The sequence below is a fragment of the Photobacterium sp. 270122K genome (assembly GCF_059941365.1).
Map to the genome: position 1 here is coordinate 108,310 of NZ_JBPOEN010000004.1, position 14,917 is coordinate 123,226.

General features: G+C 49.2%; 14 protein-coding genes. 2 read left to right on the plus strand and 12 right to left on the minus strand.

Going from position 1 to position 14,917, the window contains the following annotated elements; all coding sequences use genetic code 11:
* The 11 genes from tmk to yceD all read right to left on the minus strand — a co-directional run bounded on the left by tmk (window position 1) and on the right by yceD (window position 8,897).
* Complete coding sequence (gene tmk / locus ACSF8W_RS09010) at window positions 1-630, minus strand: dTMP kinase (protein ID WP_500846895.1); 630 nt, start codon at window positions 628-630, stop codon at window positions 1-3.
* Window positions 630-1,643, minus strand: coding sequence for an endolytic transglycosylase MltG (gene mltG, locus ACSF8W_RS09015; protein WP_500846897.1), 1,014 nt, complete (start codon window positions 1,641-1,643; stop codon window positions 630-632). The genes tmk and mltG overlap by 1 nt, the downstream gene beginning before the upstream one ends.
* Entirely contained in the window at window positions 1,637-2,476 is an 840-nt protein-coding gene (gene pabC, locus ACSF8W_RS09020; protein WP_500846898.1) for an aminodeoxychorismate lyase, read from the minus strand. The genes mltG and pabC overlap by 7 nt, the downstream gene beginning before the upstream one ends.
* A 148-nt stretch (window positions 2,477-2,624) precedes the next feature.
* The gene (fabF, locus tag ACSF8W_RS09025; protein ID WP_500846900.1) at window positions 2,625-3,863 is read right to left on the minus strand and encodes a beta-ketoacyl-ACP synthase II; all 1,239 of its coding nucleotides are present in this window, start codon (window positions 3,861-3,863) and stop codon (window positions 2,625-2,627) included.
* Window positions 3,864-3,959: 96 nt separating this feature from the next.
* Window positions 3,960-4,196: an acyl carrier protein gene (gene acpP, locus ACSF8W_RS09030; protein ID WP_016961388.1), complete on the minus strand. Its 237-nt coding sequence runs from the start codon at window positions 4,194-4,196 to the stop codon at window positions 3,960-3,962.
* Between the two features lie 157 nt (window positions 4,197-4,353).
* Window positions 4,354-5,088: a 3-oxoacyl-ACP reductase FabG gene (fabG, locus tag ACSF8W_RS09035; RefSeq protein WP_500846902.1), complete on the minus strand. Its 735-nt coding sequence runs from the start codon at window positions 5,086-5,088 to the stop codon at window positions 4,354-4,356.
* Between the two features lie 30 nt (window positions 5,089-5,118).
* Window positions 5,119-6,042, minus strand: a complete 924-nt coding sequence (gene fabD / locus ACSF8W_RS09040; protein WP_500846904.1) for an ACP S-malonyltransferase — start codon at window positions 6,040-6,042, stop codon at window positions 5,119-5,121.
* Between the two features lie 150 nt (window positions 6,043-6,192).
* Window positions 6,193-7,149, minus strand: a complete 957-nt coding sequence (locus ACSF8W_RS09045) for a beta-ketoacyl-ACP synthase III (RefSeq protein ID WP_500846906.1) — start codon at window positions 7,147-7,149, stop codon at window positions 6,193-6,195.
* Window positions 7,150-7,154: 5 nt separating this feature from the next.
* Entirely contained in the window at window positions 7,155-8,180 is a 1,026-nt protein-coding gene (gene plsX / locus ACSF8W_RS09050; RefSeq protein WP_500846908.1) for a phosphate acyltransferase PlsX, read from the minus strand.
* Between the two features lie 9 nt (window positions 8,181-8,189).
* Window positions 8,190-8,360: a 50S ribosomal protein L32 gene (rpmF, locus tag ACSF8W_RS09055; protein ID WP_428476747.1), complete on the minus strand. Its 171-nt coding sequence runs from the start codon at window positions 8,358-8,360 to the stop codon at window positions 8,190-8,192.
* Window positions 8,361-8,384: 24 nt separating this feature from the next.
* Window positions 8,385-8,897: a 23S rRNA accumulation protein YceD gene (yceD, locus tag ACSF8W_RS09060; protein ID WP_500846910.1), complete on the minus strand. Its 513-nt coding sequence runs from the start codon at window positions 8,895-8,897 to the stop codon at window positions 8,385-8,387.
* A 324-nt stretch (window positions 8,898-9,221) separates the two neighbouring features.
* On the opposite strand from yceD, the gene ACSF8W_RS09065 reads away from it, so the two are divergent.
* Window positions 9,222-9,803, plus strand: coding sequence for a Maf family protein (locus tag ACSF8W_RS09065; protein ID WP_500846912.1), 582 nt, complete (start codon window positions 9,222-9,224; stop codon window positions 9,801-9,803).
* A 137-nt stretch (window positions 9,804-9,940) separates the two neighbouring features.
* On the opposite strand, the gene rluC is transcribed toward ACSF8W_RS09065, so the two are convergent.
* Window positions 9,941-10,885, minus strand: coding sequence for a 23S rRNA pseudouridine(955/2504/2580) synthase RluC (gene rluC, locus ACSF8W_RS09070; RefSeq protein ID WP_500846913.1), 945 nt, complete (start codon window positions 10,883-10,885; stop codon window positions 9,941-9,943).
* Window positions 10,886-11,331: 446 nt separating this feature from the next.
* Here rluC and rne point away from each other — a divergent pair, with 446 nt between their 5' ends.
* Window positions 11,332-14,601, plus strand: coding sequence for a ribonuclease E (gene rne, locus ACSF8W_RS09075; RefSeq protein ID WP_500847295.1), 3,270 nt, complete (start codon window positions 11,332-11,334; stop codon window positions 14,599-14,601).
* Window positions 14,602-14,917 lie beyond the last annotated feature (316 nt).

The following is a 14,917-nucleotide window of genomic DNA, read 5'->3' on the forward strand; positions in this document are numbered from 1 at the left end:
TTACTGCTGCTCCAACCATTGTGTTAACGCGGCAACAATGTCTTGCGTGACCTTTTCCAGCGTCTGGCTGGCATCAATGATCACCACACGCGGATCGTTTTCCGAAAGTTCAAGAAAACGCGCGCGGGCACGGTGGAAGAAATCAACATTCATTTGTTCAATGCGATCCAGTTCGCCACGGCCGCGAGCACGCGCTAACCCCAACACCGGATCGATATCCATGTAAATCGTGAAATCTGGGCGGAAATCCCCCAGCACAGTATCACGCAAGCGCTCCATCACGTCACGGTCAAACCCTCGCCCACCGCCTTGGTAAGCCTGAGAAGACATATCATGGCGATCACCCACCACCCAGTCGCCTTTTGCCAGCGCCGGTTTAATTACGTTTTCAACCAACTGTGAACGCGCCGCATACAGCAGCAAGAGTTCTGCCATATCAGTCAAAGGCTCATCGGGGTGGCCTTCTTTTACCAATGTGCGCATTTGTTCGGCCAATGGCGTACCACCCGGCTCACGGGTTGAGGTAATGTGTTCAACACCGTGATTAGACAGTGCCTGCATCACTTGCTGAATGGCTGTGCTTTTACCCGCGCCTTCCAGCCCTTCGATTACAATAAATTTACCCATCATTATTTATTTCTTAGTGCTCTTAAATATGCGCGTACAGCACGGTTATGTTCTGACAGTGTCTTGGAGAATTTGTGGCCACCTTTACCGTCGGCAACAAAATAATAATAACCGCTTTCATCAGGCTTCATGGCCGCGAGTACAGAGGCTTTACTTGGCATCGCAATCGGCGTCGGCGGTAAACCAAAAATGGTATACGTGTTATACGCGGTTGGCGTGCGAAGATCGCGCTTGCGAATGTTACCGTCGTATTTATCCCCCATCCCGTAAATCACCGTCGGATCGGTCTGCAGGCGCATACCTTTATGCAAACGGTTCATGAACACAGAAGAGACAACACCACGTTCTCCATCGACGGCGGTTTCTTTCTCAATGATCGACGCCATGATCAAGGCTTCGTACGGCGTTTTCAGCGGAATAGTGGCATCACGTGTTTCCCACGCACCGCTCAGTAACGAATTCATGTCACGGTAAGCACGACGTAGCAGATCCAAATCAGACGTGCCCGCGGTGTAGTGGTACGTTTCCGGCAATAAATAGCCTTCCAACTTCGTGACCTTGGCGCCTAATGCTTTGGCGATATCCGCTTCACTCATGCCCTCTGTGGCATGCACGATGTGAGGCGCGGCTTTCAGTTGCGCGAGCCAATCGACAAAGCGATCCCCTTCCACCAACGTAATGGCAAACTGGTGCTCACGGCCAGACGTGATCAAAGCCAGCACGTCGCGCAGGCTGCCACCCGGTGTCACTAAATAGCTACCGGTTTTCACGTTCGCCCATTGCGGCTCTAAACGGGGAATAAAGCGTGTCCACGGCGATGCCGCAATCACGTTCTCTCGCACCAATTGATTTAACAGACCACGGTACGACGTTCCCGCCTTCACTGTGACCAATACGTCCTCTTGATTCAGTACAGATTGATCAAGCGATGATTTAACCTGCTGATAAGACCAACCTAATCCGCCAGCAGCGATCAGGCCGAGCAGGCATACTACTATCACCAACTTCTTTAGCACGTATACAACCTCTTATTCAGTTCACTGACGGTTTGACGTTCAGTAAACATAACTCCATGAATTTCATTAATCGGTACTAACGCCATCAGGGCATTTGTTATAAATACTTCATCGGCTGCCAATACACTGTCAATTGGCTCTTTAACCAACCGCGTATGATACCCCATTGCCCTCAGCAATTCGATAACATGGCGGCGCATTACCCCGGCAACGCCTGACAGTTCAAGATCAGGGGTGTAAACCTGCTCACCCCGACGCCAAAAAAGGTTAGACGCCACGGTTTCCACCACATTGCCGTCAATGTCCAAGGCGATCGCATCGACATCCCCTTGTTGTTCCACCTCTCGCTTCAACATGACTTGCTCAAGTCGGTTCAGGTGTTTCAATCCGGCAAGCATCGGCGCGTGTGCCAACCGCTGCTGACAAATGCCCAACGTAATACCGTCTTGCTGCCACTGGGCGTAATGCGCGGGCCAACCAAACGTTGATATCACCACTTGCGTATCACTGCACCCCGTTGGGTTGTAACCGCGCCCTCCGCTCCCACGGCTAATCAATATTTTAATGCCGGCTTTGTCGGCAGGGGCTGACGCCACGGTTTCCTGCGTACATAACGTGGGAGCAAGAGCATGCACCGTGTCCGTCACGGCTTGCCAATCCGGCGGGGTGATCGCCAGCACGTCTACCGTCTGCTGCAACCGCGCCAAATGGTAAGGCCATAACCGGATCTGCCCACCGTCCACCAACATCGTAGTGAAACACCCGTCACCGTATTGCATTGCCCTGTCCGTCACCGCGACCGATGACGTATTCACACCATTGATTAGGATCATCCACCACCCAATACTGAAATGCCCCGTGACCTTAACCCTAACGTCACGAGTAAATATAGACCGATAAAAAAACGGCCCAACGCAATGCGCTGGGCCGTTCTATCATAACAGGTCACATAATAGATTTATTATGACAACCGGTTATCCATTAGATTTTCTTGAACAGTAGTGAACCGTTCGTGCCGCCGAAACCAAACGAGTTACACAGAGCGTACTCGATGTTTACCTGGCGCGCTTCGCCTGGAACGTAGTCCAAGTCACAGCCTTCATCAGGGTTATCCAAATTGATTGTTGGCGGAACTGCCTGATCAACAAGGGACATGACACTGATGATAGATTCTACAGAACCTGCCGCACCCAATAGGTGGCCAGTCATAGATTTGGTTGAAGAAACCATCACTTTACTTGCTGCTGCACCCATAGCACGCTTAATGCCAAGGGTTTCAGCTACGTCACCCGCAGGGGTCGACGTACCGTGGGCGTTGATGTAACCGATTTGATCGGTGCTGATACCCGCATCACGGATCGCAGCTTCCATCGCCAATGCACCGCCTGAACCGTCAGCAGATGGTGAAGTCATGTGATAAGCATCACCGCTCATACCAAAACCAACAAGCTCTGCGTAGATTTTCGCACCACGTGCTTTCGCGTGTTCGTATTCTTCCAGCATCATCATACCGGCACCGTCACCTAGAACGAAACCGTCACGATCTTTGTCCCATGGACGTGATGCTGCTTGTGGATCATCGTTACGTGTAGACAGGGCTTTCGCTGCTGCAAAGCCACCCATGCCTAGTGGTGTTGATGCTTTTTCAGCACCACCCGCTAGCATAGCGTCTGCATCGCCGTATGCGATCATGCGTGCGGCATGGCCAATGTTATGAAGGCCAGTTGTACACGCGGTAGAGATAGCGATGTTTGGACCACGTAGACCGTGCATGATAGACAGGTGACCGGCAATCATGTTCACGATAGTAGAAGGCACGAAGAATGGACTAATTTTACGCGGACCTTTTGCCAGTAGGGCTTCGTGGTTCGTTTCGATAAGGCCAAGGCCACCGATACCAGAACCAATAGCAACACCTACGCGGCTCGCGTTTTCTTCGGTAATGTCAATGCCAGAGTCTTTTAATGCTTGCACGCCTGCTGCGATACCGTACTGGATAAACAAATCCATTTTACGTGCATCTTTCTTAGACATGTAATCTTCGCAGTTGAAGTCATTGATCAAACCTGCGAAACGGGTAGCAAAAGCGCTAGCATCAAAATGTTCAATAGTGCGGATACCGCTTGTCCCGGCTAAAAGGGCTTTCCAAGATGATTCAACAGAATTACCTACCGGTGATAGCATACCCATGCCAGTAACAACTACGCGACGCTTAGACACGATTAATTTCTCCGGGAATTGAGGAATAAAACAAAAACAAGGGGTGTAAAATAAAATCAGGCGGTCATGGTGACCGCCTGGGGGGAGTTCTTTTAATTACTCAGATGCGCCAACAACGTAGTCGATCGCAGCTTGAACTGTAGTAATTTTTTCAGCTTCTTCGTCAGGAATCTCAGTGTCGAATTCTTCTTCAAGAGCCATTACTAGTTCAACAGTATCTAGAGAGTCAGCGCCTAGATCGTCAACAAAAGAAGCTTCGTTTTTAACTTCAGCTTCGTCTACGCCTAGTTGCTCAATAATGATTTTTTTTACGCGTTCTTCGATGTTGCTCATTAATCTATTTCCTTAAAACAAGAATTCGCTAATGCGATTTGCTGTAGTTTATTCAATACTGCAAAAGTTGCAATACTCAACACGCTGGTCAAACCACGATTTTCAGTGAAAACAAGTTGAGTTTGACTTGCATCATCAAGTTATGCAACATTTTTGATTAAATCATGTACATGCCGCCGTTGACGTGCAATGTTTCACCGGTCACATAACCAGCATCGTCAGAGGCTAAAAATGCAACAGCTGCTGCAATTTCACGCGGATCGCCAAGACGACCAGCAGGGACATTTGCTAATGTCGCTGCGCGCTGATCGTCATTCAGTGCTTTGGTCATGTCCGTTTCAATGAAACCTGGGGCAACCGCATTCACCGTAATACCACGCGATGCCACTTCACGTGCCATCGATTTGGTAAAGCCTAATAGGCCCGCTTTCGCTGCCGCATAGTTCGTTTGACCGGCATTACCCATGGTACCTACCACAGAGCCAATGCTGATAATACGGCCGTGACGTTTCTTCATCATTGCACGCAATACGGCTTTAGACAGACGGAAAATAGACGTCAGGTTCGTGTCCATGATGTCCTGCCACTCTTCGTCTTTCATGCGCATCAATAGATTGTCACGCGTGATACCCGCATTGTTCACTAGGATATCAACGTCACCGAATTCATCTTTGATCTGCTTCAATACGGTTTCAATCGATTCAGGTGATGTCACGTTCAGTGCAAAACCTTTACCCTTGTCGCCCAAATATGCGCTGATCGCCTCTGCGCCGCTTTCAGACGTTGCCGTACCGATAACCGTTGCACCACGCTCAACCAAAATCTCAGCAATTGCACGGCCGATACCACGGCTCGCACCCGTTACTAGGGCAATTTTACCTTCCAGGCTCATTGTTATTCCTCGTTGAATATATATTCAGGCTTACTTCGCCGCTTCAAAGCTAGCGATGTCGTTCACTGCAGAACCACCCAGAGAACGCTCGATACGCTTGGTCAGACCCGTCAGGACTTTACCTGGGCCAAACTCAAGAAGTGATTCAATGCCTTCACTCGCCATACGCTCTACGGACTCCGTCCAACGTACTGGGCTGTATAGTTGCTTAACCAATGCCGCTTTAATTGCCGCAGGATCGGTTTCGGTTGCGACGTCTGCGTTGTTGATCACAGGGATCGCTGGTGCTGCAAACTCAAGTGCGTCCAATGCAACCGCTAGCTTATCCGCAGCCGGCTTCATCAATGCACAGTGTGACGGCACAGAGACAGGTAATGGCAAGGCACGCTTCGCACCCGCTTCTTTACACAATACGTTTGCACGCTCAACCGCTTCTTTATTACCCGCGATCACAACCTGACCTGGCGAGTTAAAGTTTACCGGTGAACACACTTGATCTTCTGCCGCATCCGCACACGCTTTCGCGATCGCGTCATTGTCAAGACCAATAATGGCAGACATTGCACCTACGCCCGCAGGCACGGCTTCTTGCATCAACTGACCACGTAGCTCAACCAATTTCACGGCCGCTTTAAAGTCAATCACACCGGCACATACCAATGCAGAGTACTCGCCCAAGCTGTGGCCCGCTAGCAACGTTGGCTGTGCGCCGCCCTGCTCTTGCCATACACGCCAAATAGCCACAGAAGATGTCAATAGCGCAGGCTGTGTACGGTGTGTCTGGTTAAGATCTTCCACTGGGCCGTTTTGTACCAACGCCCATAGATCGTAACCAAGCGCATCAGACGCTTCAGCGAACGTTTGCTTAACCACATCAAACTGCTCAGCCAATTGAGCCAACATACCAACAGTTTGAGAACCCTGACCTGGGAATACAATCGCGAACTTAGACATTCGAGAATCCTTATTATTGTGACTACGCATGTTACGCAGTGTCATAAAGGCACTGCCCTTACGCTGTGGTCACTGTGTTGACACAATGACGCACAACGTAACCGGGTCAGGCCATAGTAAATTCAATTAAATACGATGATTAACACAGCATTAGAACTTAACGAGTGCAGAGCCCCATGTGAAGCCCCCACCAAATGCTTCTAGCAACAACGTTTGACCACGCTGGATACGGCCATCACGCACGGCTTCATCCAATGCTGTCGGCACGGTTGCTGCTGACGTATTACCGTGGCGATCTAACGTCACGACAACTTGGTCCATCGACATCGACAATTTTTTCGCCGTGGCTTTAATAATGCGCATATTCGCTTGGTGCGGAACCAGCCAGTCAAGTTCTGACTTGTCCATGCTATTGGCACTTAACGTGTCTTTCACCAAGTTAGACAGCTGTGTTACTGCCACTTTGAATACTTCATTACCTGCCATGTACAGCCACTTGTCGGCCTCGAACGCTTTACCGTGCTCTGGCACAGCCAAGCTCAACAAGCCGCCGAAATGGCCATCAGCATGCAAATGCGTTGAAATGATACCCGGCTCTTCGCTGGCACCAATCACAACCGCACCGGCTGCATCACCGAACAGAATGATCGTAGAGCGATCTTCAGGATCACATTTATGCGATAACGCATCGGCACCAATCACCAACACGTTTTTCGCCATGCCGGTTTTAATGTGCTGATCTGCTACGCTAAGTGCGTAAACAAACCCTGAACACGCTGCCGCCAAATCAAATGCCGGGCAACCTTTAATATCCAGCATGCCTTGCACCTGACAGGCCGCCGACGGGAAGCCGTGGCTTGCACTGGTGGTCGCGACGATGATCAGGTCGATGTCTTCTTTTTGAATACCCGCCATGTCGATGGCGTTTAACGCGGCCTGATAGCCCATTACCGCTACCGTTTCATCGGCAGAAGCAATACGACGTTCACGAATACCAGTACGAGCGACAATCCACTCGTCATTGGTTTCAACCATTTGTTCTAAGTCGGCATTAGAACGAACTTGTTCCGGCAGGTAGCTGCCGGTACCTAAAATTTTGCTATACATGAAGACTAATAATGCCTCTCGAGTAAGACTTCTTCCAAACGGTCACTGATTTTGGTCGGTATCTGCCGTTTGACCTCGTGTACCGCCTCACCAATCGCATTGGCAAAGGCAGTCGTATCAGCACTTCCATGGCTTTTCACCACAATACCGCGCAATCCTAACAGACTCGCGCCATTATACTGGTCGGGGTTCAGCTGCTTTAGGCTATCGAATAGGTCACGAAACAGCCATTTAGCCATCAATCGTTTCAATGGGTTCTCAGAAATCGCTTTCTTGATGTTCCCAATGAATAAATTGGCTACACCTTCACTGGTTTTCAAACTGACATTACCGACAAAACCATCACACACAATCACATCCGCTTTACCACTGTATAGCTGATCCCCTTCCAGGTAGCCGATGTAGTGGATGTCTGGTGAGGCCGTCAACATTTCTGCACAGCGCTTAACCAGATCATTGCCTTTAATTTCTTCTTCGCCGATATTCAGCAAGGCCACGCGAGGTGGTGTGTCTGCGGCTTGTTCCGCCAACACCGAGCCCATCACGGCAAATTGAAATAAGGTGTCTGCATCACACGACACGTTCGCGCCAAGATCAAGCAACCAGGTTTTTTTATTGGTTTGCGTAGGCACAGCCGAGACAAGCGCAGGCCTATCTACACCAGGCAATTGCTTAATAATATAGCGGGATAATGCCATTAACGCGCCAGTATTCCCCGCACTGACACAAGCGTCGGCTTGGCCTTGGGCAACGGCTTCGATTGCGGCACGCATTGAGGACCCTTGACTACGACGTAACGCCTGAGAAGGACGGGTATCGTTTGCAATAACATGATCACAATGGACAATGCGGATACGGGAGTGATGCGATTGATTCAGGAGAGATAATTGAGCAGTGATCGCACTTTGATCACCGAAATATATGATTTTGAGCTCAGGGAATTGCAACAGTGCCTGCACGGAGGCAGGCACTGTTACTTGGGGACCGAAATCCCCGCCCATTGCATCAAGTGCAACGGTTAGACCAATCAAGGCTCAACCTTACTTGTTGATAACCTTGCGGCCACGGTAGAAACCGTCAGCTGTCACGTTGTGACGTAGGTGAGTTTCACCACTTGTAGCATCTACAGATACAGCTGCAGTTGTTAGTGCATCGTGTGAACGACGCATACCACGTGCTGAACGTGATTTTTTGCTCTTTTGTACGGCCATTAACCCTACTCCTGTTAAAATTACTTACTTTAGATTTTTCAATACAGCAAACGGGTTCGGACGCTCATCAGCAACGGGGATCTCACCAAAAGTCATGTTTCCGCTGGCTGTACAGTCAGCTTCATCATGCATAGCGACTTGAGGTAGTTCCAAAATCAATTCGTCTTCGACAATTTGAATCAGATTAATCTCACCGTTTTCATCGACTTCAGCCGGCTCATAAGCTTCCGGGAAATCATCCGCTTCCTCAGGTTTGAGGAGAGGACTATAACAAAAATCAACACGGTATTCGTGCTGATAATCTTCCCGGCATCGCTGACAGGTCATAGTCACTTCGACATCAGCGTGTCCACGCATAAATGCGAGGTGACGTTGGTCAAAGTCAAATGATAAAGTGACGTTTGCATCACGTGTTACGCTCTGCGTTGATTCGGCTAAGCGCTCTAAAAGTTCGGCCTTGATGATGCCATCATAATCGAGTCTTTTTTGAGCTGCGCGAACCGGATCAACCGTACGCGGCAATTTTACCTTTTGCATAGGGCGCGAATATTAGCCTTCTAATCTGCTTGAGTCAAAGGAAATGTGCGTGAATTAATACCATTCAATCAATTCACAAACACCGTGTTGGCGACAACGCACGCAACTCGGCCACTTCCACCTTTTTGTCTGTTATCTGCCTGTCTCGTAACAGAATCGAACGTTATAAAACAATGCTCAAATAACACACAAAAGATGATGAAAACCTCGCCGCACAGATGCAGAATGTCGCAATTTATACGCAACCACTCTACTCATTATAACGTAGCGATCTTCTCACCGGGCGCGTAGACTACCATAACCTTGTTCAACCCGGTATATTTCATGACTCAATCGCTTCTCCTTGCATCCACCTCCCCCTTTCGCCAGTCATTACTCGAAAAACTGCAACTGCCTTTTTCTACCGCGAAACCGGAGACTGATGAAACCCCGTTACCCGGCGAGCAAGCCGAACAACTCGTCATGCGATTGGCTGAAAGCAAAGCGCGCGCCTGCGCCAGTGCGTATCCCGAGCATCTGATTATTGGCTCCGATCAAGTCTGTGTGATTAACGGCAATATCGTCGGTAAACCCCATACTGTCGACAACGCCTGTCGACAACTGGAAGCGGCCAGCGGCCAAGTAGTGACCTTTTACACGGGGTTATGCCTCTACAATGCCAAGACTGACACTGCCGATGTCATTTGTGAACCCTTTCATGTTCACTTTCGTACACTCACACCTGAAGCCATCCGCAATTACGTGGAACGTGAGCAACCGCTGGGTTGTGCTGGCAGCTTTATGTGCGAAGGATTGGGTATTGCACTCTTTGACCGCCTTGAAGGCCGCGATCCAAATACGCTGATCGGCCTGCCGCTCATTGCGCTACGAGAAATGCTCGAAAAACAGGGCTGTCACGTTTTGTAACAGATTAAAGCAAAATAAAAACCACTACTTTTTACGCATACAAAAACGGCAGGAATACCAGGGTGACTCGTGCACCCTCGCGTTCCTGCCGTTTTCATCGTTAATGCCTGCTTTTACATGACAAATAGCATCGGCACTTAGCCCTTGCGTAGTTTCGTCACTGCGTTTTGCAGTTTTGACTCCATTGGCGCGCTAATATCCATCGCTTCTTCCGTGCCTGGGTGGGTGAACTTAATGTTCGCCGCATGCAAGAAAAGACGATCAAGGCCGACTTTCTTGGTAAAGGCATCAAAACGTGGATCGCCGTAGCGATCATCCCAAGCGATAGGATGGCCTACGTACTGACAATGAACACGGATCTGGTGCGTACGACCGGTTACCGGGCTCGCTTGAATCAACGTTGCTTGATCTAAACGCTCAAGTACCTTGAAACGGGTATCGGACGGTTTACCGTTCGGGTTCACACGCACAATGCTGTTCACTTCGTTTTTCAACAACGGCGCGGTCACTTGCTTACAGCTCGCTTTCCACTCGCCCATGACCAATGCAAAATAATATTTTTGCACGGTTTTGTTACGGAACTGCTCTTGCAATTTACGCAATGCTGAACGCTTCTTCGCGATCAATAGGATACCAGAGGTATCACGGTCAATGCGGTGCACCAACTCAAGGAAGCGGGCATCAGGACGTAATGCACGCAGCGCTTCAATCGCGCCAAATTTCAGCCCACTGCCACCATGTACCGCCGTACCCGAGGGCTTGTTCAGAATCAGCATGTGATCGTCTTCATAAATAATGCAAGACTCTAATGCCGCCACTTTATCAAGCTTGGTACTGATCGGTGCCTGTTCTTCTTTTTCCGGTACTGTTACCGGAGGAACCCGAACAAGATCACCGTCCTGTAATTTGTATTCTGGTTTAATTCGTTTCTTATTTACACGCACTTCGCCTTTACGCAAAATACGGTAAATCATGCTTTTTGGTACGTTTTTTAGCCTATTGCGAAGAAAGTTATCAATTCGCTGGCCTGCAACGTCATCATTAATTTCGATGAATTGCACTTTTGGTTTATCATCTTTCATGGGTTTCATTCTAACATGCATGCAAAGCAGATTGCCGCAAAAAAGTCACCCTGCTATGATTGGCATGCAAAGGTAGGAAAAAACGCCTACTTTGCTATCAGGGTGAACAGAATAACACCCATTTGACTACTTAATATACCGCTCTGACGAATAACGCAGCATGTGGCGTAAGACGTTAAATTCTTCGGAGTGTTTTTTTAGTGCATTTTAGTGACATTTTTTATTGGTGTGACAGATACCGCCGCGTGAATCGGTGAACCAGCTGTACAGTTTCAGATCTAATCATCTTGGTACAGTTGGATGATACGTGTTGCCATAAGCACCCCTGAATTCCAGCCGTGAGGTTGCATTGACAGATCAGACTTGGGGTCCGGCACCATCAATAACAAACTCGTCTCTTAGTGCACTAGCACATGAAAAAAAACGAGTACAATATAATGAAAAGAATGTTGATTAACGCAACTCAAAAGGAAGAGTTGCGCGTCGCATTAGTTGATGGGCAGAAGCTCTTCGATCTTGATATCGAAAGCCCTGGCCACGAATCTAAAAAATCAAATATCTACAAAGGTCGCATCACCCGTATCGAACCAAGTCTGGAAGCAGCGTTCGTTGACTATGGTGCTGAACGTCACGGTTTCCTTCCTCTTAAAGAAATCGCCCGCGATTATTTCCCAAATGATTATTCTTACCAAGGTCGTCCTAATATCAAGGAAGTCCTAAAAGAAGGTCAGGAAGTGATTGTTCAGGTCGATAAAGAAGAGCGAGGCAACAAAGGCGCCGCCCTAACGACGTTCATTTCTCTTGCTGGTAGCTACCTAGTTCTGATGCCAAATAACCCTCGTGCTGGCGGTATTTCTCGTCGCATCGAAGGTGAAGAACGCACACAACTTAAAGCAGCGCTAAGCACACTTGAACTGCCACAGGGTATGGGCCTTATCGTCCGTACAGCAGGTGTTGGCAAGTCTGGCGAAGATTTAGAATACGATCTTAACTACCTATTGAACCATTGGGAACGCGTTAAAGGTGCGGCTGATTCTGCGTCTGCTCCGTTCTTGATCCACCAAGAAAGTAACGTTATTGCTCGTGCCATCCGTGACTATCTACGTCGTGATATCGGCGAAATCGTTATCGATAGCAAGAAAATCTTTGACCGCGCACGTGATCATATTCAGCAAGTTCGCCCTGATTTCCTCAGCCGCGTAAAACTGTATGAAAACAGCGACACACCGTTGTTCAACCACTACCAGATCGAAAACCAAATTGAATCCGCCTTCCAGCGTGAAGTTCGTTTGCCTTCTGGTGGTTCAATCGTTATTGATCCAACCGAAGCACTAACGTCAATCGATATAAACTCTGCCCGTGCAACAAAGGGTGGCGATATCGAAGAAACCGCATTGCAAACCAACCTTGAAGCGGCCGATGAAATTGCACGTCAATTACGTCTACGTGACTTGGGCGGCTTGGTTGTTATCGACTTTATCGATATGACCCCTGTGCGTCACCAGCGTGAAGTAGAAAACCGTCTACGTGAAGCCGTTCGTATGGACCGTGCCCGCGTACAGATCGGCCGTATTTCTCGCTTTGGTCTGTTGGAAATGTCACGTCAGCGTTTGAGCCCGTCTTTGGCGGAAGCAAGCCACCACGTGTGTCCTCGTTGTACCGGTACCGGTGTGATTCGTGACAGTGAGTCTTTATCGCTTTCTATCCTACGTCTGATCGAAGAAGAAGCCCTTAAAGACAACACATCACAAGTATTGGCTATTGTGCCTGTGGCCATTGCCTCTTACTTGTTGAACGAAAAGCGTCGCTCTGTTCAGTACATTGAAAAATCACACGATGTTCGCGTGATCATCGTACCGAATGCCGATATGGAAACGCCTCACTTTGAAGTGATCCGTGTCCGTTCAGGTGATGAGCACGATGCGCTATCTTACAACTTGCCTCGCACTATCGAAGCCCTGCGTGATGCAGAAGCGTCTGATTCTGCGCCGCAAGAGCGTGTAACGAAGAAACGCGAAGAGCCTGTACTTCAAGGCTTCACTGCACCGCCAGCACAACAGCCAGCGGCAGCAAAAGCAAGCGCGCCTGCGCCGAAGCAACAGCCAGCAGCAAAAGCCGCTGAAGCGAAGCCAGGTTTCTTTAGCCGTATCTTTGCTGCGATTAGTAGCTTCTTTGCCGGTTCTAACAACGAACCACAAAAAGAAGAAAAGAAAGACAACGCAAACCGCAACAACCGTCGCGATCGTAAAGACACGCGCCGCAATCAAGACAATCGTCGTGGCGAACGCCAAGAAGGTCGTCAAGATGGCCGCCGTGGTGATCGTCAACAAGACAACCGTCGCGGTAACAAAGAAACACGTCGTGGCCGTCCTGAACGCCAAGAGCGTCAAGATCGCCAAGAGTCTGACAACAAGCAACAGCAAGTCGCAGAGCAACGTGAACAACGTCAGTCTCGTCGTCGCAATGAAAAAGCGAAAGACAAGCCTGAAGTACAAGCTGACAAAGCCGCTCAACCTCGTAAAGAGAAAGAGCAAAAGCCGCGTCAACCACGTCGTGATGATGCACAAGCGCAGAAGCAACGTCGTCAAGCCACTGAAGAGCAGCAATCAGCGAAAGTTGAAATGCCTGTTGCTGAAGCAGTACCGGCACAAGGTCAAGAGCAAGAGAAAGTAGCGAAAGTGAAACAACGCCGTCAGCGTCGTGAACTGCGCAAAACAATTCGTCTTACTGACACTCTTGAGCAAGCCCCTGTTGCCGCAATCGTAGAGCCTGAAGCTGAATCAGTGCAAAACACTGAACTACAGATGATGGGCACCGCTATGGCGAAAGAAGCGAAAGCGACTGAGCAAGGTGAAACTAACGAGCAGAAAGCAGAGAAAGGCAACGAGCAGGAAAATGGTCAGCGTCGTAACCGTCGTTCACCACGTCACTTGCGCGCAAGTGGCCAGCGCCGTCGCCGCATCCGTGATACACGTGAAAATGACGATGCAGATCACGCGGTAACAGACGCTCACGCGCTAGATAACCAAAACGATGTACTAAACGACATTGAAAATGCGGTAACTATCGTTGAGAAGCCAAAAGCCGCTCGTCCACAAACCGGTGTTGCCTCGCCAGAAATGGCCATGGGCAAAGTCTGGCCTCGTGCGACGAAGCCGTCTGTTGAAGCACTAGAAGCACCAGCGGTTGAAGCTGAAGCGCCTGTTGCTGCTCCAGCTGCGCAGCTAAGCGGTGTTGCAATGCCAGAAGTGGCGATGGGTAAAGTGTTCCCACAACAGCACGCTGAAGCGACTGTCGTGGAAACTGCCGAGGTTGAAGACGAAGTGAGCGCAGAAGACGTGATCATCGTTGACAACGCAGTAGAAGAAGCAGCCGTTGTTGCTGAGCCTACTGCACCGGTTGAGGCTATCGTTGCTGAACCTGTTGTTGAAACAGTGGCAGAGCCCACAACAGAAGCACAACCGGTAGCAGAAGAAGCGGTTGTTGTTGCGGCACCTGTTGTTGCAGCGGTAAACGCGAAGCAAGTGACAGCAACGTCACCGCGCGGCTTCCATGCTGTCGCACCAATGGCAAAAGCACCGGCTCCTGCGAGCGCTGCAGATGCTGTTGTTGTCGCGATTGCCCCACTGCGTGAATCTCGCTTGAGTGCACGTCAGGCTGGTAGCCAAACAGCAACCAGCACAGCAACAGCACCAATGAGCAAACCTGTCATGTAAGGTGTTGCCTTGTTAATCAAAAAGCCATGCGAAAGCATGGCTTTTTTGTTTCCGCTCGTTACTTGCCAGCTCACTATCCTGCTGCTTTCCTCTTTCAATCTCTCTATCTCTCAATCTCTCTATCTCTCAATCTCTCTATCTCTCAATCTCTCTATCTCTCAATCTCTCTATCGCTCTCTCAATCTCTCGCTATAGCCTACTTTTTATCCCATTTGAAACTGCGTTATTTTTTCAACTTTTATGCAATTAACATCAAACTTTCTTACACTCGTTAACGAATAGTGATAAAAATACCGCTTAAACATTGAAGTAAATC